Below are 20,259 nucleotides of genomic sequence, written 5' to 3' on the forward strand. Positions count from 1 at the left end.
CCGGGCTACGGCAGCCGCACCGTCGTAGCCCGGTAAGCGCAAGACGTTCTAGCGCCGCCGTCCCCAGAGCCACAGGGCGGCGATGGCCAGCGCGAACACCGCACCAAAACCAACCCCGACGCCAACGACCGGAATACCCGCCTTGACCGCCAGCGAATAGAGCCCCAGCATCAGCAGCATGGCGACGTTTTCGCCGAGGTTTTGTACCGCTATCGCGTTGCCCGCGCCGACGGTATGCCTGCCGCGCTCCTGCAGCAGCGCGTTAAGCGGCACGATAAAGAAGCCGCCGAACACGCCGAGCAGCAGCAGCAGGCCAAACGCCGGCAGAAGCGCATGCTGAAGGGTAAAAAAGATCACCGCGATACCAATCAGAATCCCGGCAGGCATGCAGCGGGAGACCGTCTGCAGCGTCACCAGCTTCGCCGCCGCACCCGCACCCAGCACAATCCCCACCGCGACCATCGCATTAAGGTAGGTGGGCATGGCGTTGCTGGCGATCCCAAGCGCCACGGGTACCCACAGCACCAGCAGGAAGCGCAGCGTTACGCCGGCCCCCCAGAACAGGCTGGTTCCCACCAGCGAAAAGCGGGTCTCCCCGTTGCGCCACAGCGTTTTGCAGGCGCTGAAGAAGCTGTGGGTCATCGGCGTAAAGCGCCATGATTGTCCCGGACGGGCCGCGGGCAGTTTCGGGATCCACAGGTTCGCCACCACCGCTGCGCCGTAAACCAGCGCGCAGAGGGCCAGCGCCGCCAGAACGTGCCAGTCCGCAAGGATGCCGCCCGCCATCGAGCCCAGCAGAATCGCCGCGATGGTCGAGGACTCCATCAGGCCATTGGCTTTCACCAGCTTATCGCCGGTGGTCAGCTCGCCCAGGATGCCGTATTTCGCCGGGGAATAGGCGGCCGCGCCGATGCCGACCAGGGTGTAGCCGAGAAACGGGTTCACGCCGAAGCAGATACAGCCGGCGCCAACCAGCTTCATGCCGTTGGCGACCATCATCACCCGTCCCTTGGCGAAGCTGTCGGCAAACTGCCCGACAAACGGCGCAAAGAGAATGTAAGCGCCCACAAACAGCATCTGCATCACCGGCTGGCTCCAGTCAGGGTAGAACTGCTGCTTCATCAGCGCGAGGGTCGCAAACAGCAGCGCGTTATCGCCAAATGCCGACAAAAACTGGGCGCAGATAACCGCCACCATCCCCTTCGAGTACAGCGAATTGTTAGTGTGTACTGACTCACTCATCAGAATGTTCCGTCTCTTCAACCATACTTTTAAGGGTGACAAAGTCCGGCTTGCCGCTGCCCAGAACCGGGAGCTGCTTCAGCCAGCGAATGTCGCGCGGAACCGCCAGCTCCGGCACGCCGTGTTCACGAGCGTAGCGCAGCAGCTTTTCACGATTCAGTTCATTATCGGTGGTGAAGAGCACTAAGGCCTCGCCTTTGCTGGCATCCTGCCTGATGGCCGTACCGTGCATCCTGTCAGGAGAGACCGCCAGCGCCATCTGCTCGACCATCTCCAGCGACACCATCTCACCGGCAATTTTAGCAAAGCGCTTCGCTCGCCCCTGAATACGAACATATCCCTGCTCGTCGAAGACGACGATATCCCCGGTGTCATACCAGCCGCTCTCCATTTCGCCATGCTGGTTTTCCGCCTCCGGCGCTTCCAGCACGCCCGGATTTTCCACCCGCAGATAGCCGTTCATAATGTTCGGCCCTTTAAGCTGCAGGCGACCGCCCTGTTCAATGCCCGGCATCGCCAGCAGCCGCGCGTCCATTCCCGGCAGTATCCGGCCAACGGTGCCCACCTTCGCCGCCATCGGGACGTTAATCGACACCACCGGCGCGCACTCGGTTACGCCATAACCTTCGAGGATGCGCAGGCCAAACTTGTCCTGCCACAGCTGTTTAGTGCTGTCCTGAAGTTTTTCCGCCCCGGCCACCACGTAGCGCAGACGATAAAAATCGTAGGGATTGGCGAAGCGGGCATAGTTCCCGAGGAAAGTTGAGGTGCCGAACAGCACCGTACAGTTGCGGTCATATACCAGCTCCGGCACCACGCGGTAGTGCAGCGGGCTGGGATAGAGAAACACTTCCGCTCCGGTAAACAGCGGCGTGAACAGGCCAACCGTCAGGCCAAAGGAGTGGAACAGCGGCAGCGCCGACATAAAGCGGTCGTTGGCGGTAAAATCGGCGATGGTTTTAATCTGCTCGACGTTGGCAAGAATGCTCTTGTGGCTATGCACCACGCCTTTGGGGTGGCCTTCCGAACCGGAGGTGAAGAGAATGATTGCCGCATCTTCCGGCTGCTGCCTGACCTGCGCCAGCTTCGGCATCAGCAGATGGCTGAAGATCCACAGCTTATCGGCGCTGGTCACCTCGCCTTTTAAATCCTCCAGAAATACCCAGCGCACCTGGGTCAGCTGCTCCGGCAGGTGCCAGAGCTTGCCCTTATCGAGGAAGGTGCGGGAGGTGAACACGGTTTTGATTTCAGCGGCGGTAATCGCGCTGCTCAGGCCTTTTACCCCGGCGGTATAGTTCATCATCGCCGGAATACGCCCGCGCGCAATCGCGCCAAAAATCACCGCCGCGCTGATCCCGGCGTTCGGCAGCATCAGGCCGATTTTTTCGCCCTGAGCGCTGTATTTTTCCAGAATACGTGCGACAAACAGCGTTTTGGTCAACAGCTTGCGATAGGTATCCGGCTGGAAGTTAATATCTTCCACGCAGTTTTTCCGCGCGCCGAAACGGTCCTGCGCCGCCAGCAGAGATTCATACAGCGTTTCCCGCGGACGTACCGCCATCCGCGCTTCCATCATTATCTGATGCAGCATTTCGCCGGCAATTTTGCGGCGATCGCGGGCCCGCGGCGCTTCCGGCATCGGCAGATGCGTTGGCGGCAGCAGGTGCAGCCGGATACGCGGGAACAGGCGGCGTCTGACCAGCCCTTTCAGGCGGCTGAACGGGGTCAGCTCGGCGCCTTCGATACGCAGCGGAATAATGGTGGCCTGCGACTTCGCGGCAACGAACGCGGCCCCATCATAGATTTTCATGAGCGATCCGCTCACCGAGATGCGTCCCTCCGGGAAGATAACCACCGGCCGCCCCTGCTCAATCAGGCGCACGAGGTGTTTAATCGACATCGGTTTTGTCGGGTCAAGCGGGACAAAGTCGATAATCGGCGACAGCGCGCGCATAAACCAGCGCTGGCTGATGGAAGAGTACACCGCAAAGACCGGGCGAACGGGTAGAAACAGCGCCAGCAGGACCCCGTCAAGGAAAGAGACGTGGTTCGGGGTAATCAGGACCTTTTTGCCTTGCAGAGCCTGCGTGTCACCGGTCAGCCTGACCCGGTACATTCCTTTGAACAGCAGCCTGAAAAATGCCAAAAGCATAACAACTCCATTTGACCGGTTATTAAGTCATTGCAGGTTACACGAGAAGGCGCTTGAAAGCAGTGTGGGGGAGAATTTTCAGGATAAAAAAAACCTGCGCATCTGCGCAGGCCGGTGCAAGATAATCAGTACGAAATGCGTACTTAACAAACTCACCTATCAATACCTCTGGGACCCTGATTGTCAGGTTTTTTAGCCCCGAGACACCAGCGTTAAAACGCAAGGGAATAAGCCTAAGTGCAACCAGTTATTACCATTTTCGCTAACTGTAACAGCGGCGGATAGCAGGAAAAAACGGTGCGAGGATTTTGGCGGTTTTTTTGTGTTCAGGCTGGTTTGGGTGAGGACGTTTTCTTTCTCTGTGTTCGGAGGAAGGTTCCGTTCAGGGTTGGTGCGCGCATCCTGATGATTTCCGCTGCGGGTGAACGGCACGGGGCGTTACGACGGGCAAAAAAAACCTGCGCATCTGCGCAGGCTGGTGTAATTAGAGTGGTCAACGTGAAGTCGACTCCACCTATCAATACCTCTGGGATAACAAGAATATCAATGCAGTGAACAGAGAAACCAGCGAACATTCGCAACAGCTAATCGCAAAGTGTAACCAAAGGTGTGAATTTACCGCTCGCCGTTTCATTCACCGCGCCGGCTGTGTGTAACTTTGTCATCAGCAAGGCAAACCTGCATCACATTTGCGTTAACCCGTTAGCCCTTATCCTTGAATCTGCCGAGCTTTCCCGTAACATAACCTCAATGTAAACGCTTACCCTATAAAAGGTCTGGTATGGCGACAATTAAGGATGTAGCCCGACTCGCTGGAGTGTCCGTCGCTACCGTATCCCGCGTGATCAACAACTCCCCGAAAGCCAGCGAGGTTTCCCGTCAGTCGGTCACCGCGGCGATGGAAACGCTGAATTACCACCCGAACGCCAACGCCCGAGCGCTGGCGCAGCAGTCAACGGAAACCGTAGGCCTGGTGGTGGGCGACGTATCCGACCCCTTTTTCGGCGCCATGGTCAAAGCCGTCGAGCAGGTCGCCTACAATACCGGCAACTTTTTGCTGATTGGCAACGGCTACCACAGCATCCAAAAAGAGCGCCAGGCGATTGAACAGCTTATCCGCCACCGCTGCGCGGCGCTGGTGGTGCACGCTAAAATGATCCCCGATGACGAGCTTGCCGGGTTGATGAAGCAAATTCCCGGCATGGTGCTTATCAACCGCATATTGTCCGGCTTTGAGCAGCGCTGCGTGGCCCTGGACGACCGCTACGGCGCGTGGCTGGCGACCCGGCATCTGATCCAGCAGGGCCATACCCGCATCGGCTATCTGTGCTCCAACCATGCGATTTCGGATGCCGAAGATCGTCTGCAGGGCTACTACGACGCGCTCAAAGAGAGCGGCATTGCCATTAACGATCGGCTGGTGACGTTTGCCGAGCCGGATGAAAGCGGCGGCGAACAGGCGATGACCGAACTGCTGGGACGCGGCAGGAATTTCACCGCCGTCGCCTGCTACAACGACTCGATGGCCGCAGGCGCGATGGGGGTGCTGAACGATAACGGCATCGACGTACCGCGCGAGATTTCGCTGATTGGCTTTGATGATGTTTTGATATCCCGCTACGTTCGCCCGCGTCTGACCACGGTGCGCTACCCGATTGTCACCATGGCGACCCAGGCGGCCGAACTGGCGCTAGCGCTGGCGGACAGGCTCCCGCCGCCGGAAATCACCCACCTGTTCAGCCCGACGCTGGTTCGCCGTCACTCGGTGATCGCCCCATTAGAGAGCGACAGGTCGTAGCGGTAGAGGTGCACGGCGGTGGCCGGATAATCGAGGCCTTCGCCGATATAGCGCCAGCCGAAGCGCTCATAAAAATCCCGGCAGGCGGAGTAGAGATGCAGCTGCGGATAGCCGCTCCGGCGGGCATAATCAATAACATGCTGCTGCAGTTTCCCCGCCAGCCCCTGCCCGCGCGCCTCTTCGGCAACGTACAGCGCCGCCATCCACGGAAACAGGTCCTGGCGGCTGATCAGATCGCAGCGCCAGAGCCCCACCGTTCCCAGCAGAAGCTCGCCCTCAACGGCAATAAAGGTCAGCGGCAGCGCCCCCGGCGTCTGGCTGTGGGCGACGATGCTGGCAAAAAACGCCCGCGGCAGCGTCTCGCCGCCAAAGGCCTGCCACAGCCACTCCGCTACCTGCGGCGCGTGCTGCGGCGCGGCGTACAGGGGCAGAATGGTCATACCGGCTTTCCCTGAAAGATCGGTACCGACTCAAACAGGTAGCCGTCAAAATCCGGCGCGTCTTCGTCCGACAGCTCCAGCAGGCTGTTTTTAACATTTTCCAGGTGCTGCCACATCGCCTGCCAGGCGCCCATCACGTCGCGACGGCGCAGCGCGGCGAGAATCGCCTGCCGTTCACCGAGCCACTTCAGGCGATAGGCGCGGCTGGCGATATGCGCGTTAAACTGCTGCCAGAGCGGGCTGCTGTCCATCTGCAGCCAGATACGTTCAACCGTTGCCAGCAGCATCTGGTTTTGCGTCGCCCCGGCCAGCACCAGGTGAAACATCCGCGCGTTATCCTGGGAGGCGTCGTTGCCGGCAATCGCCCGCTGCTCCTGCTCGATGATGCGCTTAAGGTTGTCGATATCGGCACGCGTCGCCATTTTTGCCGCAAAGGCGGCAATATTGCTCTCCAGCAGCTGGCGGGCCTGCAGAATTTCAAACGGACCGACGTCGCTGCTCAGCATCTGCTCTTCCTCGCTATCATCCTCGTGGGGGATACGCATCACGTAAACTCCCGAGCCCTGGCGAATATCGACCGTGCCCTGCAGCTCCAGCATCAGCAGGGCTTCGCGGACGATGGTGCGGCTGACGCCGTAGGTTTCAGCGATATTGCGTTCCGGCGGCAGTCGCGACCCGATGGGGTAACGCCCCTGCGCAATCTGGGCGCGTAAATCATCGCCAATTTCCTGGTAGGGTTTCTTTTCCGGCGGAATGATAGCCTTCTCCACAATATCACCTGTGCCTTGTCTGCGAGTGAATCCATATCGGCGCTATCTTAGCAAAATTTACGCCGGGCTAGCGCAACTCATCGTCGATATCCAGCGTCAGCTCGCGGCTTTCGCGCAGCGTGCGAAACCAGCTGGCGGAAGCCTTCGGCCGCCGCGCCCGGTCGTTCTGCAGATCGATTTCAATCAGCCCGTAGCGATTTTTAAACGCGTTCATCGGCGACACGTTGTCGGTAAACGCCCACAGCATGTAGCCGTGACAGTTGGCTCCCGCCTCCCGCGCGAGCAGCGTTTGCCAGAGATGCTCGCTGATAAAGCGAATGCGGTACTCATCGACAATCATGCCTTCGCCGTCGCGAAACTGCCCTTCGTTTTCAACGCCCATGCCGCTTTCGGCGATAAACCACGGAATATTGCGGTAATCATTTTTAATCCGCATCGCCATATCAAAAACGATACGCGGATAGATTTCCCAGCCGCGGGAGGCGTTCATTCGCCGCCCGGGCAGCTCGAAGGGTTCGTAATACCAGGCCGGATGGAACGGCGTCTGCGGGTGCCAGGCGCGCGACGGCGCCTTGACCCGGTGCGGGTAGTAGAGGTTAATGCCCAGCTCATCCACGGTATTGTCGCGGATAATCGCCAGCTCTTCGGCGCTGTAGTCCCAGGCGACGTCGTGCTGCGCCAGCAGCGCAAATAGCGCTGGCGGGTATTCGCCGTGGACCAGCGGGTCGAGGAAGATGCGGTTATAGAACAGATCGTAAACTTCGGCGGCGCGCACGTCGTGAGCCGCCGCTGAGCGCGGGTAGGTCACTTCCGGATTGAGAATGCAGCCTACCGTTCCGCGATAGCCCTTGTCGCGAAACAGCCTGACCACCTTCGCCGTCGCCAGCACCTTGTGGTGGTTCCACTGCATCCAGGTCCCGGTATTTTGCTCGTAGGGCCAGCGCAGCGCGTCAAGGTAGACGCGGGTTTGCACGACAATCGGTTCATTGAAGGTAAACCAGCGCGTGACCTTCTGGTGATAGCGGGCAAACACCTTCTCCGCGTAGCGGACGAACAGCTCGACGACCTTTTTTGCCGCCCAGCCGCCGTACTGCTCCAGCAGGTAGCCCGGCAGCTCGTAGTGTTCAAGGCAGATCATCGGCTCGATGCCGTTAGCCAGCAGCTCGTCGAACAGCTGGTCATAGTAGGCCGCATACTCCTCATCAACCGTGACTTTTTCATAATCGGTCAGAAAGCGCGACCAGTTGATTGAGGTGCGGTAGTGGGTCAGGCCCGCCAGCTTCATCAGCTGGACGTCCTCGCGAAAGCGGTTGATAAAATCGGTGGCCACCGCCGGGCCGTAGCCGTTATGCCAGACGTGGCGGTCGCGTTTGTACCAGAGATCGGGCCAGGAGTCCTGCCCCTCTTTCTTGCCGCTCCAGCCCTCGGTCTGCCAGGCGGAGGCCGCCGCGCCAAGGATAAAATCGTCGGGAATCGCAATCCTTTTTGTACTCATCATATCCTCAGGCGTTGTTGGCGATCTGTGAGTTTTCCGCCTGCCGCTGCGCGGTTTCCAGACGGCGGGAGGCAATCTTCACAAACGGCAGGTAAATCAGTACCGCGGCGATGATACAAACCAGCTGGGTCACCACCGCCCCCATCGAACCGGCGGTAGAGAGCCAGGCGTTAATCAGCGGCGGCGTGGTCCAGGGCACCATCACCACCGCTTTTCCGGCAAACCCGGCCACCGTCGCGAAGTAGCCGATGCTGCCGGTCACCAGCGGCGTGATGATAAAGGGGATCGCGAGGATCGGATTGAGCATGATCGGCATACCGAAAATCACCGGTTCGTTAATATTGAACAGCCCCGGGCCAATCGATAGCTTAGCGATCTCTTTCATCTCCTTGCGCTTGCTGGCGATCATTACCGCAATCAGCAGGCCAATGGTCAGCCCCGAGCCGCCGATGCTCATATAGACGTCCCAGAACGGCATGGTGATGATGTTCGGCACCTCTTTTCCCTGCTCAAAGGCGCTCATATTGACGGTAATCGCGCCCAGCAGCAGCGGCTCGCGGATCGGTTTGATCATCTGATTGCCGTGAATACCGATAACCCAGAACAGCTGGGCGACGAACATCAGCAGCAGGATCCCCGGCAGGCTTTGCACCACGCGCTCCAGCGGCTGCTGCACCACCAGGTAGACCGCGTCATACAGATACATGCCGGTTAGCTGATGGAAAATAAAGCCAAAGGTGGCGATGGCGGTGGTGGTAATAATCGCCGGGATCAGCGCCGAAAACGACGCCGCCACGTTCGGCGGCACGGTATCCGGCATCTTTATCTTCAGGCCCTTGCGCGTCTCCAGCCAGCAGTAAATCTCTACCGACAAAATGGCGATAAACATGCCGAGGAACAGGCTGCGGGTATCTGAAAACTGGCGCAGCAGCACGTCTTTGACCACGTGCAGCTGCCCGTCAACCATCATCTCGACGGTGGTTGGGGTGACGCAGATAAAGCAAATCACCGCCAGCAGGCCGGGGAACAGGCTCTTGATACCGTTAATGCGCCCCAGCTCGATGCCGATCAGAAACACCGCGCCGATATTAAGGAAGTTGAGGGTCGCATAGTTGATAGCGCTGGTAATCGGCTTGAGCGCGGCGAGAAACGATAGCGACTGAAAGCTGGCGAGTCCGTTTTTCGGGTCCAGCACCATGTTTGAGATCAGCACCGAAAAGGCGCCAACGATGATCACCGGCATCAGGGTAATAAAGGCGGATTTTATCGCCATGATGTAGCGGTAGCTGTTGAATTTCGTGGCGAAACTCCCCAGTGAGTCGATCAATTTTTCCTGCAATGCCATAAAGGATACCTCAGGTTTAAGGGCTTCTTGCGCGCCAGGTGTACAGCCGAACACCTTTTGGCATACCAAAAAATAGTGAGAGGTGGTAAAAACTTCTGTGATTAAGATCTCAATGCGCTATTTGGTATTCCAAATTTTTATAAAATTAAATATTGGCATACCACATTGACGGCATCGCTTTCACCGCGGCGCAGTTCCTGCAAAAAGCGTGATCCCGATAGTTTTTTGCACGGCGTAGAGGTCATATCCCCCTGAATGTCTGTGATAAACTGCAAAACACCACGTGATATCAGGAATCGATGAATGGCTACAATGCTGGATGTCTCAATTCGCGCAGGCGTCTCTAAAGCGACGGTTTCCCGCGTGTTGAACGGCACAGGTCAGGTAAAAGAGAGTACCCGCCAACAGGTATTCAAAGCGATGGAGGAGCTGGGGTATCGGCCGAACTTTCTCGCCCGTTCGCTGGCCAACCGCACGAGCAACAGCATCGGACTGGTGGTGTCCACCTTCGACGGCTTCTACTTTGGCCGTCTGCTGCAGCAGGCTTCGCGCCAGACGGAAGCCTGGGGCAAGCAGCTGATTGTCACCGACGGCCACGATGCGCCGGAGCGCGAAGAAGAAGCGGTGCAGATGCTTGCCGATCGCCAGTGCGACGCCATCATCCTCTATACCCGCCATATGAGCGAAAAGAAGATCATGTCGCTGATCGACTCCGTCGATATGCCGCTGGTGGTGATTAACCGCGACGTCAGCCTTGCGCGCGAGCGCTGCGTGTTCTTCGAGCAGGAGGATGCCGCATTCCAAGCGGTTAATTATCTGATTACTCAGGGCCATCGCGAGATCGCCTGCCTGACCGTCCCCATGCACACGCCAACGGGCAAAGCCCGCCTGCAGGGTTACCGTAAGGCGCTGAAGAAAAATGGTATTGCGTGGGACCCGGAGAAAGTTAAATACGGCGATTCAACGATGACCCGCGGCTACGAGCTGTGCCGGGAGCTGCTGGAGGAAAAAACGCCGTTCAGCGCGCTTTTTTCCTGTAACGATGATATGGCGCTCGGCGCCTCAAAAGCGCTGCATCAGGCCGGGCTGCGGATCCCGCAGGACGTTTCGCTATTTGGTTTTGATGACGCCCCCAGCGCAAAATGGCTGGAGCCGGGCCTGTCGACGGTCTATCTGCCCATCGATAATATGATCACCACCGCCATCGACCAGGCGATCAAGCTTGCCAACCATCAGCCGATCGAAACGATCCCGCCGTTTACCGGCACGCTGGTGCTGCGCGAGTCGGTAACGACGGGTCCCTTTTTAGATCAGACTTGCTCTAAGACCAGCAGCTCCTGAATGGTCTGGCGGCGGCGAATCAGCCGCGCGCTGCCGTTATCGAACAGCACTTCCGGCAGCAGCGGGCGGCTGTTGTAGTTCGAGGACATAGACGCGCCGTAGGCGCCGGTATCGTGCAGCACCAGATAGTCGCCCGGCGCCACGTCAGGCAGCAGGCGCGTTTCCACTTTCCCCCCTTCCTGCTGCGTGAAGACGTCACCGGATTCGCACAGCGGCCCGGCGACCACGGTTTCAATCATCGGCGCCGCGCTGAGGTCGCGACCGTCCGCCGCCAGGGCGCTGATATGATGGTAGCTGCCGTACATCGACGGACGCATCAAATCGTTAAAGCCGGCGTCAATCAGCACAAAGTGACGGCTGCCCATCTCCTTCACGCTGCGAACCTGGGAGACCAGAACGCCGGATTCCGCCACCAGGAAACGACCCGGTTCGATCTCCAGCTTCACCGGATGCCCCAGATGCTTCGCCACCTGCTCGCGGGCGGCGTTCCACAGGCCGTAATAGTGATCGGTATCGATCGCCTCTTCGTCCTCGTGATAAGGGATCGACAGTCCGCCGCCGGCGGAGATCGCCTGCAGATCCTGACCAAACTCGATCACCTGACGCACCATCGCGCCGCACACCTGCTCCAGGTGAGCATAATCCACCCCTGAGCCAATGTGCATGTGAATACCCACCAGCTGCAGCTGATAGCGGCGCATCACTTCCAGCGCCGCCGGCAGATGGCTATACCAGATACCGTGCTTGCTGTTTTCACCGCCGGTATTGGTTTTCTGGCTGTGGCCGTGACCGAATCCCGGATTGACCCGCAGCCATACGCGATGGCCCGGCGAAACTTCCCCCAGCTGGCTCAGCATATCCACCGACCCGGCGTTCACCGGGATCTGCAGCTCCTTCACCCGCTCCAGCGTTGCGTCGTCGATCAGATCGGCGGTAAAGACAATATCTTCCGGATGCTGCTGCGGATCGTAGCCCGCCGCCAGCGCGCGCTCAATCTCCCCGAGGGAGACGGAATCCACCTTCACGCCCTGCTCGCGCATCAGGCGCAGGATATGAATATTCGAACACGCCTTCTGCGCAAAGCGCACCACGTCAAACTTGCTGAGCTGGGCAATCTGGCGGCGAATAATCTGCGCGTCGTAGACCCATACCGGGCAGCCAAACTCGGCGGGCAGGCGCAACAGGTTATCTGCGGTCAGGTCGGTATCGGTGGCGTAAAGCGAGCGTGGCATGGTGAACTCCGGCGTTGTCTGCGTTGTGCGTGTTTTTTATGATTACGCCATAGCCTGAAGGGAATAAAAAATATCGTTTTATCGTGAGTCTATGCAAAAATGATATGGACACCTGATGCCACCCGAGAGCCGCCATGCCCGCCGTCAATTTGCGTCATATCGAAATCTTCCACGCGGTGATGACCACCGGTAATCTGACCGAGGCCGCCCGCATGCTGCATACTTCGCAGCCGACGGTCAGCCGGGAGCTGGCGCGCTTTGAAAAGGTGCTGGGACTGAAGCTTTTTGAGCGCGCTCGCGGCCGCTTGCAGCCCACGGTCCAGGGGCTGCGGCTGTTTGAAGAGGTGCAGCGGTCGTGGTACGGGCTGGACAGGATCGTCAGCGCGGCGGAAAGCCTGCGCGAGTTTCGCCAGGGCGAGCTGTCGGTGGTGTGCCTGCCGGTATTTTCCCAGTCCTTTTTACCGCTGCTGCTGCAGCCGTTTCTGGCGCGCTATCCGGAGGTCAGCCTGCAAATCGTCCCCCAGGAGTCGCCTCTGCTGGAGGAGTGGCTCTCCGCCCAGCGCCACGATCTTGGCCTGACCGAAACCCTGCATACGCCCGCCGGAACCGAACGCACGCCGCTGCTGACGCTGAATGAAGTCTGCGTCCTGCCGCAGGGCCATCCGCTCGCCGCGAAGCAGGTTCTGACCCCCGCCGATTTCCACGCTGAAAACTACATCAGCCTGTCGCGGACCGACAGCTATCGCCAGCTGCTTGACGCCCTGTTCCTTGAACATCAGGTCAAGCGGCGGATGGTGGTCGAAACGCACAGCGCCGCGTCGATTTGCGCGATGGTGCGCGCGGGCGTCGGCATCTCGGTGGTTAATCCGCTCACCGCCCTCGATTATGCCGAAAGCGGCGTCGCGGTGCGCCGCTTCAGCATCGATGTGCCGTTTACCGTCAGCATGATCCGCCCGCTGCACCGCCCCGGATCGGCGCTGGTCGACGCCTTTATTCACCACTTGCAGCACAGCCTGGCGCAGATCCAGCGCCCGCTCGATACGGTGCTTAAGAAAGCATAAACTCCACCGCATCCGCGGCGTGAATGGCCGCGGTATCAAATACCGGCAGCGGGCTGCTTTCTACGGGCACCAGCAGGCCAATCTCGGTGCAGCCGAAGATAACGCCTTCCGCCCCCTGCGCCGCCAGCGCCTCGATAACCTGCAGGTAATAGTCGCGCGAAGCCTCGCTAAAGGTGCCGAGACAGAGTTCATCAAAGATAATCTGGTTGATCCGCTGGCGATCGTCAGCGGACGGAACCAGCGTCTCGATAGCAAACTGCTGCTGCAGGCGGCCGCGATAGAATTCTTGTTCCATGGTATAGCGCGTCCCCAGCAGGGCGACGTTGCGCATGCCCTTTTTCTCAATCGCCCGCCCGGTCGCATCGGCGATGTGCAGAAACGGCACGCCGCAGCGCGCTTCAACGGCATCGGCCACTTTATGCATCGTGTTAGTACAGAGCACGATGCCTTCGGCGCCCGCCTGCTGCAGGCCCAGCGCCGCCTGCGCCAGCATATCGCCGGCACGTTCCCATTCACCGGCGGCCTGACAGGCTTCAATCTCATGGAAATCAACGCTATGTAACAACAGCCTGGCGGAGTGCAGCCCGCCCAAACGCGCTTTGATACCCTCATTGATCAGGCGGTAATAAGGAATGGTGGATTCCCAGCTCATTCCCCCCAACAGGCCAATCGTTTTCATTATTCGCTCCTTTTATGGTTACCCCCCAGTGAAACAAACTTGTGATCAACTTTCCACTTCTCCCGTCGATCGTTTCTTTTTAGAAAATTGTGGGATAAATTAAATGAAACATTGTTTCACTTAACCACAGGACCAGCGGATGTTTATTTTTCATAAAGAGACCACCCTCGACGATCTGGGCAATGGCGTGACCCGGCGTATTCTGGCGCACGATGGCAAAATGATGGCGGTTGAGGTTAACTTTGACGCCGGCGCCATCGGGCCTATGCATAACCACCCTCACGAACAGCTGACCTACGTGCTTTCAGGCGAGTTCGAATTCACTATTGGTGATGAGAAACATGTGGTTAGCGCCGGCGACACGCTCTACAAGCGGCCAAATATTATGCACGGCTGCGTGTGCCTGAAGGCGGGAACCCTGCTGGATACCTTTACGCCCGTGCGTCAGGATTTTCTGCAAAGCTAATCTTCCCTGGGCATGTCCGGCATGCCCCTCCCCCGCCCGAGCAATCCCTCCTCCGCAATATTATTTGTTAAAAAATATGTGCAAACACAATCATTAGTCGGGCAATAAAACATCGCAAACCTGCGCAGCTTCACCTTCCCGGCATCGCTCACCAGCCCTTATGGTCCGGACAAAACGCCCGCCATCTCATTTTTTGAAACATCGTTTCGACTTCGATCACATTTCCGTTATGAATCGAATGACTCTGTAATAAATCGCAATAAAATAAATTTAAAACGGCGTTTTATAAAATTAAAGGCGCCGGGCATAGCAAAGCCGAACCGGTGCACGCTCAGCAGGGAGCTGCGGGTGACAAACCATGACAAAAACAGGGTCCAACAGGGAAGGAAGCGCCAGCACAGACACCAGCAACAGATCAACTTTTCCGGCTGATTTCTGCGCGGATGACGCACGCAGCTTGAAGTACGCCGGGTATAAACCGAATCCGTTTTACAAACTCGTAAGCCAGGTAGGTATGTATGAATGAAAACAAGCTGCTGGGATTGGCATGGATATCGCCCTATATCATCGGGCTGATAATCTTTACCGCCTTTCCCTTTGTTTCATCTTTCTTCCTCAGTTTCACTGAGTACGATTTGATGAGTCCGCCGGTATTTAACGGCATTGAAAACTATCGCTACATGCTGACCGAAGATTCTCTCTTCTGGAAGTCTATGGGCGTCACCTTCGCCTATGTCTTTTTAACCATTCCGCTGAAGCTGGCCTTTGCGCTGGGCATCGCGTTTGTTCTGAACTTTAAGCTGCGCGGCATCGGTTTTTTCCGTACCGCTTATTACATTCCTTCGATCCTCGGCAGCTCCGTCGCCATCGCCGTGCTGTGGCGCGCGCTGTTCGCTATCGACGGCCTGCTGAACAGTTTTATCGGCGTGCTGGGCTTCGACCCGGTCAACTGGCTCGGCGAGCCGTCGCTGGCGCTGATGTCGGTGACCCTGCTGCGCGTCTGGCAGTTCGGTTCGGCGATGGTTATCTTCCTCGCGGCGCTGCAGAACGTTCCGCAATCGCAATACGAAGCGGCGATGATCGACGGCGCCTCGAAGTGGCAGATGTTTATGAAGGTGACGGTGCCGCTGATTACGCCGGTGATTTTCTTCAACTTCATTATGCAAACCACCCAGGCATTCCAGGAGTTTACCGGACCGTACGTGATAACCGGCGGCGGCCCAACCTACTCCACCTATCTGTTCTCACTCTATATCTACGACACCGCCTTTAAGTACTTCGATATGGGCTACGGCGCGGCGCTGGCATGGGTGCTGTTCCTGGTCGTCGCGGTATTTGCCGCTATCGCCTTTAAGTCTTCGAAATATTGGGTGTTCTACTCCGCCGATAAGGGAGGCAAAAATGGCTGATATCCAACAAATTTCCGCGGCCCGGGACATCGCCGAGCGCGAGGTTGCCAGAACGCTGCGGCGTGAAAAAATGAACGCCAGCATCCGCTATGTGATCCTGCTGTTCGTTGGCCTGCTGATGCTCTACCCGCTGGTGTGGATGTTCTCGGCGTCGTTCAAACCGAACCACGAGATCTTCACCACCTTGAGCCTGTGGCCCGCTCACGCGACCTGGGACGGGTTTATCAACGGCTGGAAGACCGGGACTGAATACAACTTCGGCCACTACATGCTGAATACCTTCAAGTACGTCATCCCGAAAGTGATCCTGACCATTATCTCCTCCACCATCGTGGCGTACGGCTTTGCCCGCTTCGAGATCCCGTGGAAGAAATTTTGGTTCGCCACCCTCATCACCACCATGCTGCTGCCGAGCACCGTGCTGCTTATCCCGCAGTACCTGATGTTCCGCGAAATGGGCATGCTGAACAGCTATCTGCCGCTGTACCTGCCGCTGGCCTTCGCCACCCAGGGATTCTTCGTCTTCATGCTGATTCAGTTCCTGCGCGGCGTGCCGCGCGATATGGAAGAGGCGGCGCAAATTGACGGCTGCAACTCCTTCCAGGTGCTGTGGTACGTGGTGGTGCCGATTTTAAAACCGGCGATTATCTCGGTCGCGCTGTTCCAGTTTATGTGGTCAATGAACGACTTTATTGGTCCGCTGATTTACGTCTATAGCGTCGATAAGTATCCGATCGCGCTGGCGCTGAAAATGTCCATCGACGTCACGGAAGGCGCTCCGTGGAACGAAATTCTGGCAATGGCGAGCATCTCCATTCTGCCATCCATCATCGTATTCTTCCTGGCTCAACGCTACTTCGTACAGGGCGTAACCAGCAGCGGAATTAAAGGTTAAGAGGGAAATATCATGGCTGAAGTTATTTTCAAAAAACTGGAAAAGGTCTACTCCAACGGCTTCAAAGCGGTACATGCTATCGACCTGAAAATCGCTGACGGGGAGTTTATGGTGATCGTCGGGCCATCCGGCTGCGCCAAATCCACCACCCTGCGCATGCTGGCAGGCCTGGAAACCATCAGCGGCGGCGAAGTGCGTATCGGGGAGAAAATCGTTAACAACCTCGCGCCAAAAGCGCGCGGGATTGCGATGGTGTTCCAGAACTACGCGCTCTATCCGCATATGACGGTGCGTGAAAACCTCGCTTTTGGCCTCAAGCTGAGCAAGCTGCCAAAGGATCAGATTGAAAGCCAGGTTAACGAAGCGGCAAAAATCCTCGAGCTGGAAGAGCTGCTCGACCGTCTGCCGCGCCAGCTTTCCGGCGGCCAGGCCCAGCGCGTGGCGGTTGGCCGGGCGATTGTTAAAAAGCCGGACGTGTTCCTGTTCGATGAGCCGCTCTCTAACCTCGACGCCAAGCTGCGCGCCTCAATGCGTATTCGTATCTCCGATCTGCACAAGCAGCTGAAGAAGTCCGGCAAACCGGCGACCACCGTCTACGTCACCCACGATCAGACCGAAGCCATGACCATGGGCGACCGCATCTGCGTGATGAAGCTGGGCCACATCATGCAGGTTGATACCCCGGACAATCTGTACCACAAGCCAAAAAATATGTTTGTCGCGGGCTTTATCGGCGCGCCGGAGATGAACATCCGTCCCTGCAAGCTGGTTGAGCGCGACGGCCGCCTGCATATGCACATCGGTGACGAACTGCTGCCCCTCAACGATGTGCTGCAGAGCAAAGCCGAAGGCTACAAGGACCAGACGCTGTTCTACGGCGTGCGCCCGGAGTTTGTCTCCATTGCGGACCAGCCGTTCGCCGAAGGCTGCGGCTCCGGCGAGATGGTTCGCGTGGAAAATATGGGCCACGAGTTCTTCGTCTATATGAAGGTCGCCGATTATGAGCTGACCGCCCGCGTCCCTTCCGACGAAGCCAGGCCGATGATCGAAAAAGGTCTGCATCGTAAGGTCTATTACCGGTTCGATCTCAACAAATGCCACCTCTTTGATGCGGCGACCGAACAGAACATCTCTCTGTAATCACTGGAGTATTAAAATGAAAAAAGTGCTCTTAAGCGCCGCAATCTCCGCCACTCTGGGCCTGACCGCGCTACCTTCTCTGGCACAGGATGTCGACCTGCGCATGTCCTGGTGGGGCGGCAACGGCCGCCATCAGGTGACCCTGAAAGCGCTGGAAGAATTTCATAAGCAGAATCCGGATATTAACGTCAAAGCGGAATACACCGGCTGGGACGGCCACCTCTCGCGCCTGACCACGCAAATCGCTGGCGGCACCGAGCCTGACGTGATGCAGACCAACTGGAACTGGCTGCCTATTTTCTCGAAAAACGGCGACGGCTTTTACGATCTGAATAAGATGAAGGACGTCATCGATCTCAGCCAGTTTGACGCGAAGGAACTGCAGTCCACCACCGTGAACGGCAAGCTCAACGGCATTCCCATTTCCGTGACCGCCCGCGTGTTCTACTTTAACGACGAAACCTGGAAAAAAGCCGGCGTCGCCTATCCCAAAACCTGGGACGAGCTGATGGCGGCGGGAAAAGCCTTTGAAAGCAAGCTAGGCAAGCAGTACTACCCGGTGGTGCTGGAGCACCAGGACACCCTGGCGCTGCTGAACTCCTATATGATTCAGAAGTACAACCAGCCGGCTATCGACGATAAAACCAAAAAATTCTCCTACAGCAAAGAGCAGTGGGTAGAGTTTTTCCAGATGTATAAAAAGCTTATCGACAGCCACGTTATGCCGGATACCAAATACTACGCCTCCTTCGGCAAAAGCAATATGTACGAGATGAAGCCGTGGATTCAGGGCGAGTGGGCGGGAACCTACATGTGGAACTCCACCATCAATAAATACTCCGACAACCTGAAGCCGCCGGCGAAGCTGGAGCTGGGTGAATACCCAATGCTGCCAGGAGCCACCGACGCCGGTTTGTTCTTTAAACCCGCGCAGATGCTCTCGATCGGTAAATCAACGAAAAACCCGGAAGCGGCGGCAAAGGTCATTAACTTCCTGCTGAACAGCAAAGCCGGGGTCGATACCTTAGGACTCGAGCGCGGCGTGCCGCTGAGTAAAGTGGCGGTGCAGTACCTGACCGAAGACGGCACGATCAAGGCCGACGATCCGGCGGTTTCCGGGCTGAAGCTGGCGCAGTCCCTGCCGGCGAAACTCTCCGTGTCGCCCTACTTCGACGACCCGCAGATCGTAGCCCAGTTCGGCACCTCCCTGCAGTACATCGATTACGGGCAGAAATCCGTAGAAGAGACGGCGGCGGACTTCCAGCGTCAGTCAGACCGCATTCTCAAGCGCGCCATGCGCTAATTACGCGTCCCCCGAACCTCCCCCGCGGCTCAGGCTGCGGGGGATTTTTTCGCACGGCGCCCGTCACGAAAGGCAAAATCATCCCGCCGGGCTTTGCGACCGGGCGACCTGCTTTACCCTCAGAAGAGATATTTGAAGCGCACGCGCGCGCCGTAGCGTTCGTCCGGGCCCGTGCTTTTCTCCGCCGACGAATCCAGCCACGAAGCGTAGGCGCCGAGGTAAATATTAAAATTCGTCATATCCATGATATTCGGCAGCAGCCATGAGGCATGCAGCGTGTGGATGTCATAACGCCCCGGGGCGAGCACGGCACAATCGTTGTCGCATTCTGCGCTGACCCCCGCCAGATTAAACTGGTCGATTTTGTTATGCGCATAGATGTAACCCAGCTCCACGCGATGCCATAACGCGTTGATACCGGCGCTGAAGTCCTGCTCATCCGTGGCATCAAGATAGGCGGTACTCAGATTCACCACCGCGCCATCCCGGGCATCGGTTTTCAGCGTGTTCCAGCTCATGGTCATGCCGTAGCCGGTACGGCTCGACTGATCGACCCAGCGGCCGCGCGGGTCCTGATAGCCGTAGGCGTTATTGACGAGGTTGCTCTCCAGCGCCGCCGCCGCCGACCACGCGCCGGACTGCCACGCCACCACCGGGCGCACGTAGACGACGTTTTTCTGGTTATCCAGCGCGTTGCCGTGATAGTTGCGATCGACAAAAAGCGTGCTGCCGTCTTCCACCAGCGTATTCACTTCAAAGTACCAGCTATCGAGGGTTTTACTCAGCAGGAAGTTGCCGCCGCTGCTGCTGCGACCGCGCCCCTCTTTCATCATGTAAATATAGCCGTAGCCGTCGCTGTAAAGATCGTTCGCCGTATTGCCGGAATATTCAATAAAGGTATCCTGATTAAGCGGGAACATATCATAGGCTTCGAAGCGGCCAATTTTAATTTTCCAGTCATCCTGCTGACCAAAGAAAAAGGCCGCATCGTCCAGATTCATCTTGCCATTAATATCCGCCAGCGGCTGCACGCTGAAGCCTGCATACTTGCCATCAGCCCCTTTCCGCTGGCCATCAAAGCCGAGAAGAATACGCCCGTTAATATCCCAGCGTTCTTTTTTTCCCGGCGCCCAGCTTTTATTCGCGCTGGTTCTCACCGAGGTCAGGCTACCGCTGCGGCTGGCGCCGTCCATATTAAACTCAACGTCGCCATAAAATTTTAATTCGCCATAATCATTGAGCTGCAGCGTGGGTTTAGCCGCCGCGGCGCTGACCGCCGCGGCTGGCTTCTCCTGACGTTTTAGCGCACGAATCTCCGCCTCGGCGCTGGTCGCCCGCTGTTCGGTCTCCTGCAGCCGCTGCTCCATTTGCGCCAGCCGTTCCTCAAGAGATAACGACGGCCCGGCATAGGTCAGAGGGGTAAATAAAGACGTCAGCATGCAGCCGACCCAGATTTTATTCATCGGTAAACCCTTTTATTATTTAATAAAA

17 protein-coding genes are annotated in these 20,259 nt (G+C 57.6%); 8 read left to right on the forward strand and 9 right to left on the reverse strand.

Going from position 1 to position 20,259, the window contains the following annotated elements; translation table 11 throughout:
• Nucleotides 1-48 precede the first annotated feature (48 nt).
• Nucleotides 49-1,242 (reverse strand): lysophospholipid transporter LplT, encoded by a 1,194-nt coding sequence (gene lplT, locus GO007_RS09540; protein ID WP_095098894.1) that lies wholly within the window; start codon nt 1,240-1,242, stop codon nt 49-51.
• Nucleotides 1,235-3,394: a bifunctional acyl-ACP--phospholipid O-acyltransferase/long-chain-fatty-acid--ACP ligase gene (gene aas / locus GO007_RS09545; RefSeq protein ID WP_095098897.1), complete on the reverse strand. Its 2,160-nt coding sequence runs from the start codon at nt 3,392-3,394 to the stop codon at nt 1,235-1,237. The genes lplT and aas overlap by 8 nt, the downstream gene beginning before the upstream one ends.
• Nucleotides 3,395-4,175: 781 nt before the next feature.
• On the opposite strand from aas, the gene galR reads away from it, so the two are divergent.
• A complete protein-coding gene (gene galR / locus GO007_RS09550; RefSeq protein WP_095098903.1) occupies nt 4,176-5,192 on the forward strand; it encodes an HTH-type transcriptional regulator GalR in 1,017 nt (338 codons plus the stop codon).
• Here galR and GO007_RS09555 read toward each other — a convergent pair.
• The 4 genes from GO007_RS09555 to GO007_RS09570 all read right to left on the reverse strand — a co-directional run bounded on the left by GO007_RS09555 (nt 5,153) and on the right by GO007_RS09570 (nt 9,242).
• Complete coding sequence (locus tag GO007_RS09555; RefSeq protein WP_095098907.1) at nt 5,153-5,632, reverse strand: GNAT family N-acetyltransferase; 480 nt, start codon at nt 5,630-5,632, stop codon at nt 5,153-5,155. The genes galR and GO007_RS09555 overlap by 40 nt on opposite strands.
• Nucleotides 5,629-6,402, reverse strand: a complete 774-nt coding sequence (locus GO007_RS09560) for a GntR family transcriptional regulator (protein ID WP_041147044.1) — start codon at nt 6,400-6,402, stop codon at nt 5,629-5,631. The genes GO007_RS09555 and GO007_RS09560 overlap by 4 nt, the downstream gene beginning before the upstream one ends.
• Before the next feature lie 67 nt (nt 6,403-6,469).
• Complete coding sequence (locus GO007_RS09565) at nt 6,470-7,897, reverse strand: glycoside hydrolase family 1 protein (RefSeq protein ID WP_095100074.1); 1,428 nt, start codon at nt 7,895-7,897, stop codon at nt 6,470-6,472.
• 7 nt (nt 7,898-7,904) lie between these two features.
• Nucleotides 7,905-9,242 carry a PTS sugar transporter subunit IIC gene (locus GO007_RS09570; RefSeq protein ID WP_095098910.1) on the reverse strand — a complete coding sequence of 446 codons (1,338 nt, stop codon included), beginning with the start codon at nt 9,240-9,242 and terminating at the stop codon, nt 7,905-7,907.
• A 312-nt stretch (nt 9,243-9,554) separates the two neighbouring features.
• Between GO007_RS09570 and GO007_RS09575 the strand changes: the two genes are divergently transcribed.
• On the forward strand, nt 9,555-10,583 hold the full coding sequence (locus GO007_RS09575; protein ID WP_189339854.1) for a LacI family DNA-binding transcriptional regulator: 1,029 nt from the start codon (nt 9,555-9,557) through the stop codon (nt 10,581-10,583).
• Here the strand turns inward: GO007_RS09575 and lysA are convergent.
• Nucleotides 10,553-11,815, reverse strand: a complete 1,263-nt coding sequence (gene lysA, locus GO007_RS09580) for a diaminopimelate decarboxylase (protein WP_095098916.1) — start codon at nt 11,813-11,815, stop codon at nt 10,553-10,555. The two genes, GO007_RS09575 and lysA, sit on opposite strands and share 31 nt — an antisense overlap.
• Nucleotides 11,816-11,949: 134 nt before the next feature.
• On the opposite strand from lysA, the gene GO007_RS09585 reads away from it, so the two are divergent.
• Nucleotides 11,950-12,876: a LysR family transcriptional regulator gene (locus GO007_RS09585; protein WP_095098919.1), complete on the forward strand. Its 927-nt coding sequence runs from the start codon at nt 11,950-11,952 to the stop codon at nt 12,874-12,876.
• On the opposite strand, the gene GO007_RS09590 is transcribed toward GO007_RS09585, so the two are convergent.
• Complete coding sequence (locus GO007_RS09590; protein WP_095098922.1) at nt 12,863-13,555, reverse strand: aspartate/glutamate racemase; 693 nt, start codon at nt 13,553-13,555, stop codon at nt 12,863-12,865. The genes GO007_RS09585 and GO007_RS09590 overlap by 14 nt on opposite strands.
• Before the next feature lie 139 nt (nt 13,556-13,694).
• Between GO007_RS09590 and GO007_RS09595 the strand changes: the two genes are divergently transcribed.
• From GO007_RS09595 to GO007_RS09615, 5 genes are all read left to right on the forward strand, one after another.
• Nucleotides 13,695-14,021 (forward strand): cupin domain-containing protein, encoded by a 327-nt coding sequence (locus tag GO007_RS09595; RefSeq protein WP_095098925.1) that lies wholly within the window; start codon nt 13,695-13,697, stop codon nt 14,019-14,021.
• Between the two features lie 518 nt (nt 14,022-14,539).
• Nucleotides 14,540-15,430, forward strand: coding sequence for a carbohydrate ABC transporter permease (locus tag GO007_RS09600; RefSeq protein WP_041147051.1), 891 nt, complete (start codon nt 14,540-14,542; stop codon nt 15,428-15,430).
• Nucleotides 15,423-16,325, forward strand: coding sequence for a carbohydrate ABC transporter permease (locus GO007_RS09605; RefSeq protein WP_045857405.1), 903 nt, complete (start codon nt 15,423-15,425; stop codon nt 16,323-16,325). The genes GO007_RS09600 and GO007_RS09605 overlap by 8 nt, the downstream gene beginning before the upstream one ends.
• A 12-nt stretch (nt 16,326-16,337) precedes the next feature.
• Nucleotides 16,338-17,465, forward strand: coding sequence for an ABC transporter ATP-binding protein (locus GO007_RS09610; protein WP_095098928.1), 1,128 nt, complete (start codon nt 16,338-16,340; stop codon nt 17,463-17,465).
• Nucleotides 17,466-17,481: 16 nt separating this feature from the next.
• Nucleotides 17,482-18,768, forward strand: a complete 1,287-nt coding sequence (locus GO007_RS09615; RefSeq protein ID WP_041147054.1) for an ABC transporter substrate-binding protein — start codon at nt 17,482-17,484, stop codon at nt 18,766-18,768.
• A gap of 119 nt (nt 18,769-18,887) precedes the next feature.
• Here the strand turns inward: GO007_RS09615 and GO007_RS09620 are convergent, their stop codons facing one another.
• Nucleotides 18,888-20,231 (reverse strand): carbohydrate porin, encoded by a 1,344-nt coding sequence (locus GO007_RS09620; RefSeq protein ID WP_095098932.1) that lies wholly within the window; start codon nt 20,229-20,231, stop codon nt 18,888-18,890.
• Nucleotides 20,232-20,259: the final 28 nt, after the last annotated feature.

This window comes from Klebsiella sp. 10-1, from assembly GCF_009758445.1.
Lineage (GTDB): Bacteria > Pseudomonadota > Gammaproteobacteria > Enterobacterales > Enterobacteriaceae > Klebsiella > Klebsiella scottii.

Bases quoted from the DNA above. Each gene is read 5' to 3' on its own strand.
- GO007_RS09590 (WP_095098922.1), bottom strand. From the start codon at position 13,555: ATGAAAACGATTGGCCTGTTGGGGGGAATGAGCTGGGAATCCACCATT.
- GO007_RS09575 (WP_189339854.1), top strand. From the start codon at position 9,555: ATGCTGGATGTCTCAATTCGCGCAGGCGTCTCTAAAGCGACGGTTTCC.
- GO007_RS09610 (WP_095098928.1), top strand. From the start codon at position 16,338: ATGGCTGAAGTTATTTTCAAAAAACTGGAAAAGGTCTACTCCAACGGC.
- galR (WP_095098903.1), top strand. From the start codon at position 4,176: ATGGCGACAATTAAGGATGTAGCCCGACTCGCTGGAGTGTCCGTCGCT.
- lplT (WP_095098894.1), bottom strand. From the start codon at position 1,242: ATGAGTGAGTCAGTACACACTAACAATTCGCTGTACTCGAAGGGGATG.
- GO007_RS09555 (WP_095098907.1), bottom strand. From the start codon at position 5,632: ATGACCATTCTGCCCCTGTACGCCGCGCCGCAGCACGCGCCGCAGGTA.
- GO007_RS09585 (WP_095098919.1), top strand. From the start codon at position 11,950: ATGCCCGCCGTCAATTTGCGTCATATCGAAATCTTCCACGCGGTGATG.
- GO007_RS09620 (WP_095098932.1), bottom strand. From the start codon at position 20,231: ATGAATAAAATCTGGGTCGGCTGCATGCTGACGTCTTTATTTACCCCT.
- GO007_RS09615 (WP_041147054.1), top strand. From the start codon at position 17,482: ATGAAAAAAGTGCTCTTAAGCGCCGCAATCTCCGCCACTCTGGGCCTG.
- lysA (WP_095098916.1), bottom strand. From the start codon at position 11,815: ATGCCACGCTCGCTTTACGCCACCGATACCGACCTGACCGCAGATAAC.
- GO007_RS09605 (WP_045857405.1), top strand. From the start codon at position 15,423: ATGGCTGATATCCAACAAATTTCCGCGGCCCGGGACATCGCCGAGCGC.
- GO007_RS09570 (WP_095098910.1), bottom strand. From the start codon at position 9,242: ATGGCATTGCAGGAAAAATTGATCGACTCACTGGGGAGTTTCGCCACG.
- GO007_RS09600 (WP_041147051.1), top strand. From the start codon at position 14,540: ATGAATGAAAACAAGCTGCTGGGATTGGCATGGATATCGCCCTATATC.
- GO007_RS09595 (WP_095098925.1), top strand. From the start codon at position 13,695: ATGTTTATTTTTCATAAAGAGACCACCCTCGACGATCTGGGCAATGGC.
- aas (WP_095098897.1), bottom strand. From the start codon at position 3,394: ATGCTTTTGGCATTTTTCAGGCTGCTGTTCAAAGGAATGTACCGGGTC.
- GO007_RS09565 (WP_095100074.1), bottom strand. From the start codon at position 7,897: ATGAGTACAAAAAGGATTGCGATTCCCGACGATTTTATCCTTGGCGCG.